Origin of the sequence: Haloarcula sp. CBA1131, from assembly GCF_008728975.1 — an archaeon.
GTDB lineage: Archaea > Halobacteriota > Halobacteria > Halobacteriales > Haloarculaceae > Haloarcula > Haloarcula hispanica.
The window spans coordinates 285,445-303,172 of sequence record NZ_RPCY01000002.1 but is presented as its reverse complement, the minus strand read 5'-3'; the positions used below and the strand labels follow the sequence as shown (position 1 = coordinate 303,172).

The 17,728-nt window shown below is 62.9% G+C and carries 21 protein-coding genes; 15 read left to right on the top strand and 6 right to left on the bottom strand.

Going from position 1 to position 17,728, the window contains the following annotated elements; all coding sequences use genetic code 11:
- Positions 1-161: 161 nt before the first annotated feature.
- The 7 genes from trxA (Har1131_RS16735) to Har1131_RS16705 all read left to right on the top strand — a co-directional run bounded on the left by trxA (Har1131_RS16735) (position 162) and on the right by Har1131_RS16705 (position 5,155).
- On the top strand, positions 162-575 hold the full coding sequence (trxA, locus tag Har1131_RS16735; RefSeq protein ID WP_014031063.1) for a thioredoxin: 414 nt from the start codon (positions 162-164) through the stop codon (positions 573-575).
- A gap of 265 nt (positions 576-840) precedes the next feature.
- Entirely contained in the window at positions 841-2,091 is a 1,251-nt protein-coding gene (locus tag Har1131_RS16730; protein WP_050038359.1) for a M20 family metallopeptidase, read from the top strand.
- A 94-nt stretch (positions 2,092-2,185) separates the two neighbouring features.
- The gene (locus tag Har1131_RS16725) at positions 2,186-2,404 is read left to right on the top strand and encodes a DUF2892 domain-containing protein (RefSeq protein ID WP_050038360.1); all 219 of its coding nucleotides are present in this window, start codon (positions 2,186-2,188) and stop codon (positions 2,402-2,404) included.
- Between the two features lie 2 nt (positions 2,405-2,406).
- Complete coding sequence (locus Har1131_RS16720) at positions 2,407-3,000, top strand: class I SAM-dependent methyltransferase (RefSeq protein ID WP_014031061.1); 594 nt, start codon at positions 2,407-2,409, stop codon at positions 2,998-3,000.
- A 147-nt stretch (positions 3,001-3,147) separates the two neighbouring features.
- Positions 3,148-3,384, top strand: a complete 237-nt coding sequence (locus tag Har1131_RS16715; RefSeq protein ID WP_008311828.1) for a sulfurtransferase TusA family protein — start codon at positions 3,148-3,150, stop codon at positions 3,382-3,384.
- The gene (locus Har1131_RS16710) at positions 3,381-4,526 is read left to right on the top strand and encodes an NAD(P)/FAD-dependent oxidoreductase (protein WP_014031059.1); all 1,146 of its coding nucleotides are present in this window, start codon (positions 3,381-3,383) and stop codon (positions 4,524-4,526) included. The genes Har1131_RS16715 and Har1131_RS16710 overlap by 4 nt, the downstream gene beginning before the upstream one ends.
- A gap of 2 nt (positions 4,527-4,528) precedes the next feature.
- The gene (locus Har1131_RS16705) at positions 4,529-5,155 is read left to right on the top strand and encodes a DUF1641 domain-containing protein (RefSeq protein WP_014031058.1); all 627 of its coding nucleotides are present in this window, start codon (positions 4,529-4,531) and stop codon (positions 5,153-5,155) included.
- A gap of 36 nt (positions 5,156-5,191) precedes the next feature.
- Here the strand turns inward: Har1131_RS16705 and Har1131_RS16700 are convergent, their stop codons facing one another.
- A complete protein-coding gene (locus Har1131_RS16700; RefSeq protein ID WP_050038361.1) occupies positions 5,192-5,764 on the bottom strand; it encodes a DsrE/DsrF/DrsH-like family protein in 573 nt (190 codons plus the stop codon).
- Between the two features lie 2 nt (positions 5,765-5,766).
- The gene (locus Har1131_RS16695) at positions 5,767-6,012 is read right to left on the bottom strand and encodes a sulfurtransferase TusA family protein (RefSeq protein WP_014031056.1); all 246 of its coding nucleotides are present in this window, start codon (positions 6,010-6,012) and stop codon (positions 5,767-5,769) included.
- Positions 6,013-6,260: 248 nt separating this feature from the next.
- On the opposite strand from Har1131_RS16695, the gene Har1131_RS16690 reads away from it, so the two are divergent.
- The 8 genes from Har1131_RS16690 (at position 6,261) to Har1131_RS16655 (ending at position 12,640) form a co-directional block, all read left to right on the top strand.
- Complete coding sequence (locus Har1131_RS16690; RefSeq protein ID WP_050038362.1) at positions 6,261-7,502, top strand: MBL fold metallo-hydrolase; 1,242 nt, start codon at positions 6,261-6,263, stop codon at positions 7,500-7,502.
- Positions 7,503-7,510: 8 nt separating this feature from the next.
- Positions 7,511-8,002 (top strand): YeeE/YedE family protein, encoded by a 492-nt coding sequence (locus tag Har1131_RS16685; RefSeq protein WP_014031054.1) that lies wholly within the window; start codon positions 7,511-7,513, stop codon positions 8,000-8,002.
- A 67-nt stretch (positions 8,003-8,069) separates the two neighbouring features.
- The gene (locus Har1131_RS16680; protein ID WP_014031053.1) at positions 8,070-8,531 is read left to right on the top strand and encodes a YeeE/YedE family protein; all 462 of its coding nucleotides are present in this window, start codon (positions 8,070-8,072) and stop codon (positions 8,529-8,531) included.
- Positions 8,532-8,674: 143 nt separating this feature from the next.
- The gene (locus tag Har1131_RS16675; RefSeq protein WP_014031052.1) at positions 8,675-9,079 is read left to right on the top strand and encodes a helix-turn-helix domain-containing protein; all 405 of its coding nucleotides are present in this window, start codon (positions 8,675-8,677) and stop codon (positions 9,077-9,079) included.
- A gap of 162 nt (positions 9,080-9,241) precedes the next feature.
- Complete coding sequence (trxA, locus tag Har1131_RS16670; RefSeq protein ID WP_050038363.1) at positions 9,242-9,601, top strand: thioredoxin; 360 nt, start codon at positions 9,242-9,244, stop codon at positions 9,599-9,601.
- A gap of 141 nt (positions 9,602-9,742) precedes the next feature.
- Positions 9,743-10,099, top strand: a complete 357-nt coding sequence (locus Har1131_RS16665; protein WP_014031050.1) for a DsrE family protein — start codon at positions 9,743-9,745, stop codon at positions 10,097-10,099.
- 150 nt (positions 10,100-10,249) lie between these two features.
- Positions 10,250-11,035 carry a sulfite exporter TauE/SafE family protein gene (locus Har1131_RS16660; protein WP_050038364.1) on the top strand — a complete coding sequence of 262 codons (786 nt, stop codon included), beginning with the start codon at positions 10,250-10,252 and terminating at the stop codon, positions 11,033-11,035.
- A gap of 180 nt (positions 11,036-11,215) precedes the next feature.
- Positions 11,216-12,640 carry an FAD-dependent oxidoreductase gene (locus Har1131_RS16655; RefSeq protein ID WP_151147539.1) on the top strand — a complete coding sequence of 475 codons (1,425 nt, stop codon included), beginning with the start codon at positions 11,216-11,218 and terminating at the stop codon, positions 12,638-12,640.
- A 162-nt stretch (positions 12,641-12,802) separates the two neighbouring features.
- Here Har1131_RS16655 and Har1131_RS16650 read toward each other — a convergent pair whose 3' ends face one another.
- The 4 genes from Har1131_RS16650 to Har1131_RS16635 all read right to left on the bottom strand — a co-directional run bounded on the left by Har1131_RS16650 (position 12,803) and on the right by Har1131_RS16635 (position 17,643).
- Complete coding sequence (locus Har1131_RS16650; RefSeq protein WP_050038365.1) at positions 12,803-15,388, bottom strand: calcium-translocating P-type ATPase, PMCA-type; 2,586 nt, start codon at positions 15,386-15,388, stop codon at positions 12,803-12,805.
- Between the two features lie 89 nt (positions 15,389-15,477).
- Complete coding sequence (locus tag Har1131_RS16645; protein ID WP_014031046.1) at positions 15,478-15,912, bottom strand: pyridoxamine 5'-phosphate oxidase family protein; 435 nt, start codon at positions 15,910-15,912, stop codon at positions 15,478-15,480.
- A gap of 126 nt (positions 15,913-16,038) precedes the next feature.
- Complete coding sequence (locus tag Har1131_RS16640) at positions 16,039-16,941, bottom strand: universal stress protein (RefSeq protein WP_050038366.1); 903 nt, start codon at positions 16,939-16,941, stop codon at positions 16,039-16,041.
- A 219-nt stretch (positions 16,942-17,160) separates the two neighbouring features.
- Positions 17,161-17,643: a DUF2267 domain-containing protein gene (locus Har1131_RS16635; protein WP_050038367.1), complete on the bottom strand. Its 483-nt coding sequence runs from the start codon at positions 17,641-17,643 to the stop codon at positions 17,161-17,163.
- Between the last annotated feature and the right edge of the window lie 85 nt (positions 17,644-17,728).

The following is a 17,728-nucleotide window of genomic DNA, read 5'->3' as shown; positions in this document are numbered from 1 at the left end:
CCGGTTACCGTTTGAGAGAACCGACGGCTGTGACGCCGAGGGTGAGAATCGACTGCTGGTCAGATCACACTCTTGACTTTCGTATAGACTCCCGCAGTGCAACCCAGTATTGCAAAGGGTGTACAAAACAAATAAGTCGATCCGGTCCGAATGTCGGAGTGATGACTGACGAGCTAGAGGAGATCAGACGACAAAAACTGGACGAGCTTCGTACCCGGGGTGAGTCGGGTAGTACCAACGAATCTGAATCAGGAGACCCCTCTGAGCCGATTACGGTCGATGGAAAAGCCGAGTTGTCCGACACGACTACCGATCACGACGTGGTTCTGGTCGACTTCTACGCCGACTGGTGTGGGCCGTGCCAAATGCTCGAACCCGTCGTCGAAACCGTCGCGGCCGAGACCGCCGCGACAGTGGCGAAAATCGACGTCGACGCGAACCAGGAGCTCGCCGCCGAGTACGGCGTTCGGGGAGTCCCGACGCTGCTTCTGTTTGCCGACGGGGAGCCGGTCGAGCGACTCGTCGGAATGCAGGACGAATCACAACTGCGTGCCGTAATCGAAAAGTACGCGTGATTCGGGCGGTAGCGAGTTTCCCTGAGAGAAACGGAGGCAAATCCCGTCTTACAAGCGTGGGGGACTCGTAGCGGTTCATCTGGACTCCGTTCTGTAGTCGTTTCTCTCCACGGCCGGGCTCCACGTATAATACTACACAGTATTGTAATATCTGCGAAATACTTTTGCGCACACTGATTCTATTATAAGATATGACGTTGGTTTTCACCCACCCAGAAACGGCCTGGACGACAGCAAAGGACGTTAACGGTATATTCGGCCACACATGAGTCCCGCTGTTCCCCTCACCTACGTTCGAGACCGCCGCGAGGAACTGGTCACACTCGCCCTCGACCTCCTGGCGATAGACACGTCGAACCCGCCCGGGGATACGCGTGCGATTGTGACCGAGATCGAGGGATTCCTCGACCCGCTGCCGGTCGACGTCAAGCGGTTCGCAGTCGACCCGGCGAAGCCGAACCTCCTCGTTGGGATTCCCGGTGAGTCGGACCGAACGCTGCTGTACAACGGGCATCTCGATACGGTGCCCTTCGAGGCCGACGCATGGACTCACGCTCCGCTCGGCGAGCGCGTCGACGACCGCGTGTACGGCCGCGGCGCGACCGATATGAAAGGTGCCGTGGCATCGATGCTGCTTGCCATCCAGGCTTTCGCCGCAACCGACGCTGAACCGCCTGTCACGCTCCTGTTTGCCTTCGTGAGCGACGAGGAAGTGGGCGGTGACGCCGGCCTTCCCGCACTGTTGGAGTCCGGGAAACTCGACGCGGACGCGTGCGTGATCGGCGAACCGACCTGCGAGGCGGGCCGGCATTCCGTCACGGTTGCTGACCGGGGCAGCATCTGGTTGACACTCGAAGCCAGCGGCGAGGGGGCCCACGGTTCCCGGCCGATGCTGGGCATCAACGCGGTCGACCGACTCTACGACGCCGTCGAGACGCTGCGGGACCGCTTTGGTTCTAGACGACTCGATATCGCCCCCGAAGTGGAACCGATCGTCGACGAGTCGGTCGAATACTACGCCCCGTCGCTGGGCGAGGATGTCGCTCGTGATCTGTTCCGGTACCCCTCTATCAACCTCGGTGTTCTCGAAGGCGGCGATGCGATAAACAGCGTCCCGCAGTCCGCCCGCGCCGAAATCGATATCCGACTGACCGCCGGGGTGGAGACGCCCGACGTGCTCTCGGAGATCCGGTCCTGTGTCACCGACTGTGAGGGGATTACGATTACCGATGTCTCCTGGAGCGTCGGGACTGCCGAGGAGTCCGACAGCCCGCTCGTCGAAGCGGTCACGTCGACGGCGGCGGACGTCACAGGTGAACGCGTCTTCCGACGGAGTGCCACGGGCGGCGGCGATGCCAAGACGCTCCGGAACGCGGGCATTCCGACCGTCGAGTTTGCGCTCGGGACCGATACCGTCCACACCCCCGACGAGTACGTCCCGGTCGATGTGCTCGTCGACAATGCAGCCGTCTACACGAGACTGCCGGCAGTGTGGGCGTCACAGACAGCACCGTAGCAGTCCGTTGCGGTGTGATTTTGTCGGCGCGACTGCTCTGGTGGCCGCCGTGCATCGAGTAAGACTTAGGTGCTTGTATTGTGTATTTGTGGATATGAAGCGCAATATTGGGTCCTCGGATAGACTGACCCGCATCGCTGTTGGCCTCGTGCTGGCAGTTGCTGGACTGGCGACGCTCGGCGGTCTGCTGGGCTTCGGAACGACGGTCGGCGCGGTCGCGACACTGCTTGGTGTCGTCCTCGTCGCGACTGGCCTCGTCCGGATGTGCCTCCTGTACCGACTGCTGGGTATCGACACGTCGGGTTCCCGCTAGGGATGGACCGGTTCCAGAACACCGGCCAGCCCGACTGGGACTGGTGGGGCAAACTCTGGCCGACGCCCGGCGCGACGCTCCGGACACTCGGTGTCGCGTCCGGCGAGTCGGTCGCCGAGGTCGGCTGTGGAAGCGGGTACTTTGCGCTCCCAGCCGCCCGCATCGTCGAGCCCGAGCCGGTGTACGCGCTCGATCTGGATGCGGCCCTCCTCGACGAACTCGAAGATCTCGCCGACCAACAGGAGATCGAGAACGTCGTCCCAATCCACGGCGATGCTCGGAACCTGCCTTCGGCGCTCACTGCCCGCGTCGACACGCTCATGATAGCAAACACGTTGCACGGCGTCGACGACCAGTCCGGCTTTATCCGACAGGCCTTCCGGGCGATTGAGGCTGGCGGGAGCCTACTCGTCGTGAACTGGCACGACCGTCCGCGCGAAACCACGACCGTTGCGGGCGAACCGCGAGGGCCGCCGACGGGGCTTCGGATGCCCCCAGCGGCAACCGAGGATGCGGTGCTCTCGGCGTCGGAGTTCACGCTTGAGCGGCAGGTCGAACTGCCGCCGTACCACTACGCCCTCGTGTTCACCCGATAGAGATAGCGGCGCGCTCCCGGCGGTTCCGTACTCGCCGTACGATCGATACGCTTGCTCCACTGCGCCGGACTCATCTGTTTTCATAATCTTGGAATTTACGCACAATACTAATACAGGTGAGCTCCAACTACCTCCTGTGAGACTCCCATGACTGACATCGAACCCGACGAAACCGTCGACGCCCGAGGCGCGGCCTGTCCCGGTCCGCTGATGGACCTCATCGGACAGATCCGAGATGCCGAAGCCGGTGACGTGGTTCGGCTCCTGAGCGACACCGACCAGTCGCTCACCGACGTTCCGGAGTGGGCCGAAGAGGCCGGCAACGAACTGCTCGCTATCGAGGAGCTCGACGACCACAACGCGTTCTACGTGGAGAAAGCATGACCGAGCACGTCGTCATCGTCGGTGGTGGGACCGGTGGCACCGTCCTCGCGAACGACCTCGCCGACCGACTGGACGTCGAGCTTGCCGCCGACGACGTCCGAATCACGCTGATCAACGACGGACCTGACCACGTATATAAGCCGGTCTGGCTGTACGTGCCGTTCGGACAACGCGAACCGGCAGACGGTCGGCGACCGCTCGACGAGCTCGTCGACGACGCCGTCGACCTTCGAATCGACCGCGTGACCGCAATCGACACCGAAGCCCAGCGACTGCGGTTCAACGGCACCGCTCCGGCAGTCGACTACGACTACCTCGTGCTGGCGACCGGGTCGACGCTAGAGCCCGAACGGATACCCGGCCTCGCGGACGGTGGGCACGATTACTACAGCGAGTCGGGCTCGACCGCCCTCCGTGACGAACTGCTTGGGTTCACCGAGGGGCACCTCGTGTTGAGCGTCATCGGGTCGCCCCACATGTGCCCGGCGGCACCACTGGAGTTCGTCTTCATGGCCGACGACTGGCTCCGCGAGCGCGGGCTCCGCGACGACGTCGACATCACCTACACATACCCGATCCAGCGCGTCCACGGCAACCCCCATATCGCCGAATGGGCCCGACCGATTATGGACGAACGCGGCATCGAGGTCGAGACGTTCTTCAACGCCGAGGAAGTCGACCCGGATTCGGAGACGCTCACCTCGATGGAGGGGACCGACCTCGACTACGACCTCCTCGTGACGATTCCGCCCCACGGCGGTATCGACCTCATCGAAGAGGCGGGGCTCGGCGACGACGGGTGGGTCGACGTCGACAAGCACACGCTCGAAGCCGAAGCCGCCGAGAACGTCTACGCGCTCGGCGATACCGCCGATACCGGCGTCCCGAACGCTGGGAGCGTCGCCCACTACCAGGCCGGCGTCGTCGGGCAGCGCCTCGCCAGTGAAATCCGCGGCCGTCCGGCAACAGCGACCTACGACGGGAAGACGCTGTGTTTCATCGAAACGGGGATGGACGCGGCGTCGTTCGTCGAGTTCGACTACGAGAACCAGCCGTCGCCGGCGCCGCCCTCGGAGAAACTCCACTGGTCGAAGCTGGCGTACAACGAGTCCTACTGGCTCACCGCACGGGGGTTGCTCTGACCATGTCCGGAGAAGAGGTTTCCGAGCAGACCGACCTCGAAGCGGCAATCCAGCAGAATCCCGAGGCCGTCGCGGAGTTCGTCGAACACCTCGACGCCGTCAACGAGTTGCTGGACGTGCTCTCGCTCGGCGAGAGTGCGCTCTCCGATGAGATGGTGCGTGAGCTCTCGGCCACCGGCTCGACCCTTGCCGAGTCTGCAGACGGGCTTGCGACCGACGAGACCGTCTCCCTGGCCGAGACCGTCGGTGAGAACGGCGATGAGTTGCAGGACGCGCTGGAAACCCTGCTCGCGCTCCAGCGAAGCGGCACGCTCGACGAACTGGCCGAACTCGCCGAAGTCGGCTCGCTGGCGACCGCCGCGCTCGACGACGAGATGGTCACGTCGCTGGCCGGTACCGGTGCCGCGCTCGGCGAAGTCGCACAGACGGCAGCAGACGACGACACCCGCGACGGTATCGAGACGCTACTGGCGGGCCTCGGTGAAGCGGAGCGCGAACCGGCCGAGCCGGTCGGTCCCGTCGGTCTGCTTCGCGGGCTACGCGACCCGGACGTTCAGTACGGGCTCGGCTACTTGCTGGCGCTTGCCGGCGCAGTCGGCCGTGAGCGCGCCGAGGAAAAGACAGAATAGTTGTCTGCCGCAGCTAGCTGTGCGCGATTGGTCGTTTCAGACAAGAAGTTGGATGTCGGCGTCGGCCATGTCCTGCAGCGCTGTCGCAGCGCCGACACCGGTGGTAACGCCGTCGTAGAAGTCGGCCTCGTCGTAATCCATCAGGTCGATGGTCATCTGGCAGGCCTGGAACTCCACGCCCATATCGAGGCTCGTCTCCAGCAGCTCCTCAATCGTCGCGGTGTCGTTGTTCGCGATGCGCTTTTCCATCATCTTCGTCGTTACGCGGTCCATGCCGGGAATCGCGGCGACCGCGTTCGGCATCGGCATATTCGGATTCCCGACGGAGCTCAGTTTGAGGTTCTTCGAGCGTTCCTCGTGGAGGATGTCTAGCCCCCAGAACGTGTGGAAGACAGTCACCTCGTACCCGAACGCAGCGGCGGTGCTGGCGAGGATGAGCGGGGGGTACGCCATGTCGAGCGTGCCCTTCGTCGCAATGATGCTCATCTTCTTCGTGTCGTCCTCGCTCGTGGCCTCCGCGAGCGCGTCTTCCAGTTCGTCGACGCGGGCGGCCAGCTCCGCACGCGAGGGCGTGTCGTCGGACGCCGCGTCTGGTGTGTCCGTGCTCATCGTTACTCCGTCTTGCGGACGTAGTGCTTGTACACGTCGTCGCCCTCCTCCTGGTCGACGAGTTCGACGCCCTCAGTACCGGCCGCCCAACCGTCGATGTCGCTCATGCTGCCCGGGTCGGTCGCTAGTACTTCGAGGACGTCACCCTCGGCGAGGTCGTCGGTAGCCGACTTCGTCTTCACCACTGGCATGGGACACGATGCACCTTTCACGTCGAGCGTCTCCGCGATATCGAATTCAGCGTTCATTGGTTATTCGCTCCGTTGAGTTGTCTTGGAGCTAACGCACAATACCGCCTAGTCAAGTAAAAGATTGTCGATTCTTGTGAGTTCAGCAAACAACTACTCACCTAATTTCCGGCCTCAAATGCCCTATTATGCTAATTCAGGCCATATTTTATTTACTCGTGGGTCTGTTTGGCCGATAGTATTGTTTAGAATGTGGATTACTATGCAAATGCTTTTGTGCGTCCGCCCGGTAGAAACGAGTGCACAAAATGAACGCTGACGACTTTCCGACGCCAGACGTCGACGTGGAAACGACCGATCCGGAATCGCTCAAAGACCGCATTGACGCTGGTGAAGACGTGACGCTTCTCGACGCGCGTATGCAATCAGACTACGACGAGTGGCGCATCGACGGCGAAAACGTCACCTCGCTCAACATCCCGTACTTCGAGTTCCTTGAGGACGACATCGACGGCGACGTCCTCGCTCAGATCCCCGACGACCACGAAGTGACCGTCCTGTGTGCGAAAGGCGGCGCAAGCGAGTACGTCGCGGGCACGCTCGCAGAACACGGCTACGACGTCAACCATCTCGAAGACGGCATGAACGGGTGGGCGAGCATCTACGAGGCCGTCGAGGTCGAACGCTACGACGGCGCCGGCACACTCCTGCAGTACCAGCGCCCGTCCTCCGGCTGTCTGGCCTATCTCCTTTACGACGACGGCGAAGCCGCCATCATCGACCCGCTGCGGGCGTTCACCGACCGGTATCTCGATGACGCCGCTGAACTCGGTGTCGAACTCAAGTATGCACTCGATACGCACATCCACGCCGACCACATCTCCGGCGTTCGCGACCTCGACGCAGAAGGCGTCGAGGGCGTCATTCCAGAGGCCGCCGTCGACCGCGGCGTCACCTACGCCGCGGAGCAAGGCTCCACGGGCCCTGCCTCGCAAGCTCGGCAGGACACCGACGACCTGACGACTGCCGAAGACGGCGACACGTTTCAGGTCGGCGACGCGACTATCGAGACAGTCTCCACGCCCGGCCACACGACCGGGATGACCTCCTATCTCGTCGACGGGAGCCTGCTCGCGACCGGTGACGGGCTCTTCATCGAGAGCGTCGCTCGCCCCGACCTCGAAGAGGGCGACGAGGGCGCGCCCGAAGCCGCGCGTATGCTCTACGAGTCCCTTCAAGAGCGTGTGCTAACACTGCCTGATGGCACGCTTATCGGCGGCGCGCACTTCAGCGACGCGGCCGAACCCGCAGAGGACAGTACATTTACCGCCCCAATCAGTGCGCTCGTCGAAGAGATGGACGCGCTCACCATGGACGAGGACGCGTTCGTCGAGCTCGTCCTCTCGGATATGCCGCCGCGGCCGGCCAACTACGAGGAGATCATCGCGACGAACCTCGGGCAGAACGCCGTCGACGACGAGGAAGCGTTCACGCTGGAACTCGGGCCGAATAACTGCGCCGCTAGCCAGGAATCCCTTGCGGGTGACTAACGACGCCAATGGTGATTGAGGCACTCCCACTGCAGGCAACCGCCGAACTGTTTCCGAACGGCATCAGTCGCTACGCCGTCGGTGGCTTGCTGGTGGGGCTTGGGACTGTCGTCATCTACCTCGGAACCGGCATCAGCGCCGGCGCGAGCACGTTTCTGGAGTCGACGCTGTCGTACGTCTCGGACCGGTCCCGGTTCCAGCAGTATGTCAGCTCCCGTGACTGGCGTGTCGTGTTCACGCTCGGCATTATCCTCGGGGCGGCCGTGTACGCGGTCGTCTATCAGGGCGGCGCGTGGACCACGGACGTCCAGCCGTGGCGACTCCTCCTCGGCGGGGTATTCGTCGGTATCGGGACGCGCGTCGGCAAGGGCTGTACGTCAGGCCACGGCGTCTGTGGCGTCGGCTCCGCGTCGAAAACGTCGATAGCCGGCGTCCTGACGTTCCTCGCCGTCGCCATCATCACTGCACAACTGGTTTCGGCACTGGGGGTGAGTCCGTGAGCGGCGAGACACGAGCGGAACGAGAGTCTCGAAGCGAGCGACCGGGAGCGGCCGGAGGGAACGACACATGAGTGACGACCGCCACCCCGCGTTCATGCCGCTGATTCTCGTCGGCGGGCTCATCTTCGGGTTCGGACTCGCGTACAGCCACATGGCGCGCCCGGAAGTCGTTCTGGATTTCCTCCAGTTCGAGGACTTCGGGCTGGTGTTCGTGATGTTCGGCGGCGCTGCCGTGACAGGGGTGGCCTTCGTTCTCGGACCCCGCCTCCTCGGCCGCGCGCCGCTGACCGGCGACACCTTCGAACGGCGTCTGAAGTCCTTCGACCGGAACGTCCTGGTCGGCGGTGCCATCTTCGGCGTCGGGTGGGGACTGTCCGGTATCTGTCCGGGGGCCGCCTACGCGAGCCTCGGTATCGGCAACGTCACCATCCTCTGGGCGCTCGCCGGGATGTTTCTCGGCGCATATCTCCAGGGCTACTGGCGAACCCGGAGCGAGACCAGCGATACAGCCGCGACGGGCGCAGACTAACAGTTCGCAGGCATGTGTGTCGGCTGTGAGGTGAACGGCCTTGACCACCCATCCGAGGGCAGTTTTTGCCGGATCGTGCGTGCATTTGTGCGAACCGTACACAAGTCTTATATCTGGGTAGTAACTACAGAGAGGTGATAACGATGCCAGATTCGATGTCTGAACAGCTCCGTCGAGATATGCAGTGCGAAGGACTGCTGGAGTGTTTCCACGGGCTCAAAGAACTCGACAAGGAGTGCTTTCGGGCGCTCGTCGAGGCCGAGGAACCACTGACCGTCGACGAACTCGCCGAGGCAGTCGACCGCGAGCGCTCGACCGCGTATCGCGCCGTCCAGCGACTCCTCCAGACGGGCTTTATCGAGAAAGACCAGATCAACTACGACCAGGGCGGCTACTACCACGTCTACTCGCCGACGGATCCGTCCCAGATAGCAGACGAGATGCAGCGCATGCTCAACGACTGGTACGCGAAGATGGGCCAACTGATTCAGGAGTTCGAGAACAAGTACGAACAGTCCGAGTCCTCGGCCCCGACTGTCGAAAGCTAACGCCGCCGTCTTCTCTCTATTACACTCTGTCGCTCACGAGCCGAGCCGATTTCTGCGCCTGCACGAATAGACATCCCGCTACCATTGGCTTGCGAAGAGTGGTTCATAGTATTGTACATTTTGTGCAAACTCTTATTTGTCGCTGCCGCGTACAGTCTATTGATGGCAACCGATACTGCATCCGACGCCGAGACGACCGCGACGGACGAACCGCTTCACATCGACGGAACGGACCATCTCGACGATGTCGTCGACAAGCACGACGTCGTCCTCACGGACTTCTATGCCGACTGGTGTGGCCCGTGCCAGATGCTCGAACCGATCGTCGAGACGCTGGCCGCAGAGACCACCGCGACCGTCGCCAAAGTCGATGTCGACGCTAACCAGCAACTCGCACAGTCCTACGGCGTCCGTGGCGTTCCAACACTCATCCTGTTCGCCGATGGCGAGCAAGTAGAGGAAGTCGTCGGCCTCGAAGGAGAAGAAGCGCTCCGATCGCTCATCGAATCCTACGCTGAATAAGGCCATATCTGTAGACGACACCCCGTATATCGACTTATTCACTGCCCGGGTGGCACTGGTTAATAAACACTTGGTGCGAGTTCAGCGCCGTCGCACGCACCCACTCATAATATATTAGCGAGAGCGCTATTACGCCACGTAATGACGAAAGCAGCCGTCATCATCCTCGCAGGGACAGAGGGACACGAGAATCTCGGCCGACTCGCAAACGGCCTCGAAGCAGCAACGGAGTTCGCGGAAAACGACGAGGACGACCTCGAACTCATCTTCGACGGGGCCGGAACACAGTGGATTCCGGAACTCGAAGACGAGGACAGCGACTACCATGAACTGTACCAGACCGTCAAAGAGGATACGGCCGTCTGTGACTACTGTTCCGGTGCATTCGGCGTCGAAGACGCCGTCGCCGACTCCGGACTCGTCACGCTGGACGAGCACGACGGCCACCCGAGCATTCGCTCGCTCGTCGACGACGACTACGAAGTTATCACGTTCTGATCCCGACAGCGGGGCGGTCACGTTCGACCCCACTGTAGTGAAACACGACGCGGCTTTATCCAGGGCCGTGTGATTACTTCACAAGAACCACTGCCCAGCCCGAAGTCGGTTACGGGCCGCTGTGGGCGTCGCACAGGACCCTGATACCATATGATTCTGCCAGTCTCGTGGACGATGGTCGTGATAGTGACGGCTATCGTCCTCGTCGCCGGGGCGACAAACGGGCTTGCTGGCTTCGGCTTCGCCGTCGTCGGGACGATGGCGCTTGCGACGGTCATCGACCCGGCGACAGCCGTCGTGTTCATGATTCTCCCCATTCTCGCGGTGAACGTTTCACTGGTTCGGGACCTCTCACGGCGTGAACTGCGTACCTGTAGCCAGCGGTTCGGACCGCTTATCGCTGCGGCGCTTGTCGGGACTGTTGTCGGGATGGCTGTACTCGACAGGCTCCCGGAAGCGCCACTCCGTATCGGACTCGGTCTGCTGACCCTGGGGTTTGTGGCGACCGCCCAGCAGCGGGTGCCGCTTCCCGGATGGGTGTCAGTGGGCAACAGCGACCTCGGGAAGACACCGCTTGCGATGGTCGGCATCGGCGGCGTTTCGGGGGCGCTGTTCGGCGGAACGAACGTCGGCGTCCAGCTCGTCGCGTATCTCCGGAGTTTCGACCTCTCGCACAGCGTGTTCGTCGGCGTCGTCGCGCTGGTGTTTCTGGGACTCAGCGTCACGCGGGTCGCTTTTGCCGGCGTCTTCGGGCTCTATCCCAACGCGGTTGTCGCTGGAACGTCCGTTCTCGCAGCCGTGCCGGCCGTTGCCGGTGTCGCAGTCGGGAAGCGACTCAGAACCGCTGTCAGTGACCGGGTCCGTCGAGCCGCCGTGCTAGCCTTACTATCGATTATCGGCTTCAGACTGGTCGCCAGTGGCCTTGGAGTCGTGTGAAAGTTGGCTCAGCATGTCCTCAACCACGTTCAGCCGTAGATGGTGGTGACGGTCGACCTTGGAGGGGGGACAGACCGACTGGCTGGTTCGAATCCGTCCCGAACACAATCGCTTCCAGTAGCCCACGCAGTTACCCGAACCTCACGCAATCATTAGTACCGCAGCGATACGAGGGTCTGTATGACGGACCCGTTCGTAGTCATCGGTGGCGACGCGGCCGGACTGAGCGCCGCGAGCAAGTTCACCCGAGAGGCACCGGACCGTGACGTGATCGTCTTCGAGAAAGGCGAGTGGGTATCCTATGCCCACTGCGGGACGCCGTATTACGTGAAGGGGACCGTCGAGCGGCTGACGGACCTTCTCTCGCTGTCGCCCGAGCAGGCGTCTGAGCGCGGTATCGACCTCCGCCGGAACCACGAAGTCGTCGGCGTCGACACCGACGCAGAAACGGTCACCGTCGCACAAGACGGCGAGACGTTCAGCCAGCCATACGGCGACCTGCTGGTCGCGACGGGCGCACACGCGGTGACCGGGCCGATACCGGGGGCGGAACTCGACGGCGCGTTCACGATGCACGGGCTCGATTCGGCCGCCGCGGTCCGCGCTGCGCTGTCCGAACCCGGCGACTCTACCGTCGACACGAGCATCGAGTACGTCGATACAGCACTCGTCGAGAAGTACGCCGACTGGGAGCCACCGGAGCGAGTCGCTATCGTCGGCGGCGGCTACGTCGGCGTGGAAATGGCCGAAGCGTTCCGGGCCCACGATGTCGAAACGCACCTCTTCCAGCGGTCAGGCCACCTCCTGCCGCCGTTCGGGGAAGCAGTGGGCGAGCGCGTTGCCGATCACCTCCGGGAACAGGGCGTGACACTGCATCTGAACACCGCCGTCGAGGAACTCGTCGGCGACGAAGGCGGGCGCGTCGCGTCGGTTGTACACGGCGACGGCAATACCGATGTGGACCTCGCGCTTGTCGGTATCGGCATCAAGCCGAACACCGCCCTCGTCGAAGACACACCGGTCGAACTCGGGGCCTCCGGTGCGATAGCGGTCGACGAGTACGGTGCGACGAGCGTTGACGGCGTCTACGCCGCCGGAGACTGCGCCGAGGACACCCACGCCGTTACCGGCGAGCCCGACTGGGTCCCGCTCGGACTGACCGCAAACCGGGCCGGTCGCGGGAGCGGACAGACTGTGGCGGGCGACCCGTCGCCCGTCGGCGACATCGCCGGAACGGCCGTCGTCAAAGCGTTCGACCTCGAATGCGGTCGCGTCGGCCTCCTCGACCACGAACAGGCCAGCGCCGCCGGCTTCGACCCGGTGTCGAAGACAGTCACGGCTGGTTCTCGGTCGGGGTACTACCCCGGCGGCGACGATACCGACGTGACGCTCGTCGCCGACCGGGAGAGCGGTCGCCTGCTGGGCGGCGCAATCGTCGGGGCAGACCGGGCGGCGATACGTATCGACACGCTTGCGACGGCCATCGAGGCGGACATGACCATCGACGAGCTCGAACGACTGGACCTGGCGTACGCACCGCCGTTCAGCCCCGTCTGGGACCCGGTGCTGGTCGCCGCCAAAGTGCTCAACGGACAACTGGATTGAGAGCGGTACGGTAGACGGCTTTTCGAGAGGAGCGGCCCAACGATAGCCAATCACTCCGGGGCAAAGGGCCGCCCGGTCACCGTCTGCAGGCGCACGCCTGGCGGAATCGGCAACGAGATGTGGAAACCCAGACCGAACGGCCGGTGCTACCGGATCGGAGCGTCACAGGCGTTTCACACCGCTGGCGACAGCGAGGTACAGTGGCAGGGCGAGTAAGAGGACGCCACCGATCAGCCCCCAGTCGGTGAGTCCGAGCGGGACCGTCCCGAAGTAGACGTTGAGAGGGGTGTATAGCACAGCGAGTTGCAGGAGTATCGACCCGCCTACTGCGGACGCCAGCCACCGATTCGACAGCGTCGGTGTCTCGCGGAGCCAGCGGATCACGTACAGTTTCTCGAATTCGAGGAACACGAACCCGGTGAATATCATCGTCATCGCGTACGGCGTGACTGCGGGTGCGCCGGCAAGCGTGACCAGTAGCAGGCCGAGCATCACAGTTGTCGAGATGACGCCTGTACCCCCGATAAGCGCGAGCATATCGTGGTCGACGATGCCGCGATCCGGGTCTCTGGGCGGTCGCTGCATCACGTCATCGCTTTTGGGGTCGGCCCCGAGCGCAAGCGCTGGCAGACCATCGGTCAGTAGATTGATCCACAGCAACTGGACCGCCGGCAGGACGAGGTAGCCAAACAGTGAGGCGATAAAGACGATGGCGACTTCGGCCACGTTGGCACTCAGCAGGTAACCGACGAACTTCCAGACGTTGTCGAAGATCGCCCGCCCGCGCTCGATCGCCCGTTCAATCGTCGCGTAGTTATCATCCAGCAGGATAACGTCGCTGGCCTGTTTGGCCACGTCAGTTCCGCGGACGCCCATCGCGACGCCGATGTCGGCGTTTTTCAGCGCCGGTGCGTCGTTGACCCCGTCGCCCGTCATTGCGACGGTGTGGCCGTTCGCCTGTAACGCCTGCAGGATCCGGACCTTGTGCTCCGGAGACGTGCGTGCGAACACGTCGACTGTCTCGACGCGGTCTCGGAGCGCTTCTTCGGAGCATTCCTCGACGTCGCGGCCTTCCATCACGCGCTGCCCCAGGCCGAGTTCTCCGGCGATGGCCGCGGCGGTCCGGACGTTGTCGCCGGTTACCATCTTCACGGCCACGCCTGCACGCTCGGTCGCCGCAATCGCGTCGGCGACCTCCTCGCGGGCCGGGTCGATCATGCCGACCAACCCGGCGAAGATCAGGTCGGCACTGACATCGTCGGCCTCGCCAGTGGTGTCGTTCCGTTCTACCACGGAGGTATCTTCCGTGTACGCCACTGCGAGCACCCTGAGCGCGTCGTCAGCGAACGCACCGACCTGCTCTCTGATCTGCTCGGCTCTGTCGGGCGTCAGGTCCGCCGGGCCGGTATCGGTGAGGACGCGAGAGCACTTCGAGAGGATTACTTCGGGTGCGCCTTTTACGTAGACCGTGTCGTCGTGGACAGTACCCATCCACTTGCGCTCGGATGAGAACGGGATCTCATCCGTTCTGGGATGCTCTTCGCGGAGGCGTTCCACATCGATTCCGCACTCGTCAGCCGCCATGACGATGGCCTGCTCCGTCGGGTCCCCCGCTTCGAGCGTCGCATCGCTACACAGTGTCCCGGCGCGGAGCACCGTGGCAACGCGGTCCGGCAGGGGTTCCCCCTCTATTTCGTCACTGTCGACGACAGCGTCGTTGACCCAGATCCGACTGACTGACATTCGCCCCTCGGTCAGCGTCCCGGTCTTGTCGGTGCAGATGACATCGACGGAGCCCAGCGCCTCGACGGCGGGCAAGCGCCGCACGAGAGCGTTCTCGTCGGCCATTTTCCGGACACCGAGGGCCAGCGTTAGCGTCACAACCGCTGGCAGTCCCTCGGGGACCGCGGCCACAGCGAGTGAAATCGCGGTGAGTGCCGCCTGTACCAGTTCGGTCCCCCGGAAGACGAGGAGTGGAACCACGAGGGCAGCAAGTACCATCACGCCGACGCCGAGCGTCCGGCCCAGCGTGTCGAGTTCAGTCTGTAGCGGTGTGTCAGTTTCCTCCGTTCCTGCGAGTTGGCGGGCGATGGCTCCGACCTCAGTGTCCATCCCAGTCGCCGTGAGGACGGCAGCGCCCGAGCCGCGCGTGACGTTCGTTCCCTTGTACACCATCGGTTCTCGCTCCGCGAGCGGCGCGTCGGCGTCGACCGGGTCGGTTCCCTTCGAGACCGGCGTACTCTCTCCAGTGAGCGCCGCTTCGTCGACCTCCAGAGACAGACAGTCGATCAGTCGACCGTCGGCCGGAACGACGTCGCCACTTTCCAGTTCGATAACGTCGCCCGGAACGAGTTCGGTCGCGTCGACCTCGACGGACTGCCCATCGCGTCTGACTGTCGCGGTTGGGGCGGTCAGTTCCCGCAAGGATTCGAGCGTCCCCTCTGCGCGGTAGTCCTGGACGAAGCCGAACAGGCCGTTCCCGACCACGATCACGGCTATCAGGACTGCGTCGACAGCGTGTCCCGCCCACACGGACAGTATCGCGGCCGCAACGAGAACCCAGATAAGGGCGCTGTCGAACTGGGCGATAGCGATGTCGAGTGGTGTCCGTTTGCTCCCCTGCGTGATCTCGTTCTCGCCATGTCTGTCACGCCGCGTTCGGGCTTCCGACGCCGACAGCCCATCAGGCTCGCTGTCGAGCCCCGAAATGACGTCGGCAGTCGGTTGTGTGTGGGCGGCTTCGGACATGGAGGGTGATCTGCCGCTATGTTGATATGAGTTCCCTTATCCAGTACAGTGGTTCTTCTTCGAGTCGGTACTGCGGAGAACCGTCCGCCCTAGGATTCGGTCCGTCCGGTTAGCTCATTCGGTACGAGGCGGTAGAATTCGAAGTCAACCTCGCGGAGGGGGCGTTCGAAGATGTCGACCATGGGCATATCGACGTGTTCCAGTCCTTCCAGTGTTTCCGTCTCGATTCCCTCCCGTTCGACGTCTTCGAGCCGACCGTTCGCGACCACGCTTTGCCATCCCGAATCCGTCTCGTCATAAGTCACGAACGTCGCCGCGCGGTCGTCGAGTTCGCCCTTCGACCGCTCTACACCGACCGCTAGCCGGAAGTAAAATGTGGTGGTGGGCGCGTCGTACCCGTACGAAACCGGGACTGAATGCGGGGGCGCGTCGCCGGCGGCGAGCGAAAGGATGCCCGTCCCCCCGTTGTCCAGAAACGCGTCCCGTTCCTCGTCCGTCATCGTAACCGGGTTGTCCGCAGCCATAGGTAGTGTCACGACAGGAACAGTAATAAGTGCATGGTCGTGTCGGTCTGACTGCCGCCTCGCCGGGGACACGACGGGCCCCGCACGCAGTCGGACGCTGACAGACAGGAAGACGCGTGCCTGTCTTCAGGCTTCGTCACCGCGCTGGTCTCGGGCGTTGACTGCGAGGACAGGCATATCGGCGTGTCTGATGATCCGTTCTGTCGTACTTCCCACGAGGAACCGATTGAGACCGGTCCGACCGGCCGTCCCCATGGCGATCAGATCGATGTCGTTCTCGTCAGCGTACTCAAGGATATCTGCCGCCGGGAATCCACTGACGACTCGTGTGACAGTTTCCACTCCGGATTCGCGTGCCCGTGCCGCAATCCGCTCTGTCACTTTCTCCCCTTGCGACTCCAGGGACTCGATCAGGTCTTTCGGTAGCGTGTATTCGGAGCCGGTTGCGATATTGCTGAGATTGACGACGTTCAGGGCATGAACGCGGGCATCGAACTGCGCCGCAATCTCGCATGCGGGCTCGATTGCGGCCGCTGCGGGCGCGCTTCCATCTGTCGGGACAAGGATATCGTCGTAGGGAGCGGTGTCGCGACTCCGGTCGGTTGCGCGCACGGTGAGAACAGGGACGTCAGCCTGCCGAACGACGCTCTCTGTCACGCTCCCGGCGAGATATCGCCCGACGCCTGTGCGGCCGTGCGTTCCCATCGCAATCAGGTCCACATCGTGGTCGTCGCGGTATGCGCAAATCTCGTCAACTGGATCTCCCTTGCGGATAGTCGTCTGTATCGCTCCGGCGGCGTCCACCGCATCCGTGATAGCCGCGACTGTGTCTTCGGCGTCGGCCGTCATGCGGTCGAGTGTCTCGTCTTCGAGATCGTCGCCGCTGAACGGCCCGCCTGCTGTTCGCGTATCGATGACAGCGATGACGTGCAGGCTCGCGCCGAATGCACGAGCCAGCGCTGCCCCGTGCTCGGCGGCCCGGGTCGCGTGTTCGCTGCCGTCAGTCGGGACCAGTATTGAATCGAACATTGCTGTGTTTACGAATTGTTGCTGTCAGTAAATAAACTGTAGTCGCGATTCTCACACTATTAGAAATCCGGCGGCTGAGATCGGCGTCTCGAATAGTTAGACTGCGTTGCCAGCAGTCCTCGCCGGACACCCCCAAAGTATGAGGGGAGAGCGTAACAATCGTACAGTTATTACCATATTATGTCAAGGCATATTCGTTTGAAAACGACATGAGAGCTGCTACTGATTGTCCCACTGAGGGGCTTCAGCAGACTTTTGTGGACCACCGCCGGTTTGCGCCTCTTCCGCCTCGCCCCAGCCACCGGCATCGACTATGCTGAAGAGTTCGCGCCAGTTTTCTTCGTCCGCACTTTCGGGGAGTTGGCCGCGGAGGTCCTGAAAATCGGCGGCCGGGACCGCCGTATGCATCAGGTCAACAACGACGCGTGCGTGGTACGCTGCGTCCGACGGTTCAACGCCTTCTATTTCGGCGACACGGTCGACGAACTCCGTCCAGTCAAACCGCTGCCCGTGGTCGCGGACGGCGCCGGTCATATACCACTTGATTTCCATCGGGAGGGAGGCAGCGAAGTCCGCGGCGTTCTCCGCGAGTATGCGCTGTCCCAGGGGTAGCAGTGTCGCGCGGGTCGCCCGAACGGCCTCACCAGTACCGGGTAGTTCAAGCCTGTGCTGTATCTCGCCGGTGAACTCATCGAAGTCCATGTACTCTTGTTGGCAGTGCAACAATATAGCGTCCGGTGGGACTTCTCACTGGCTGAAAACCAGCAGGCATACGTACTACCGTCCG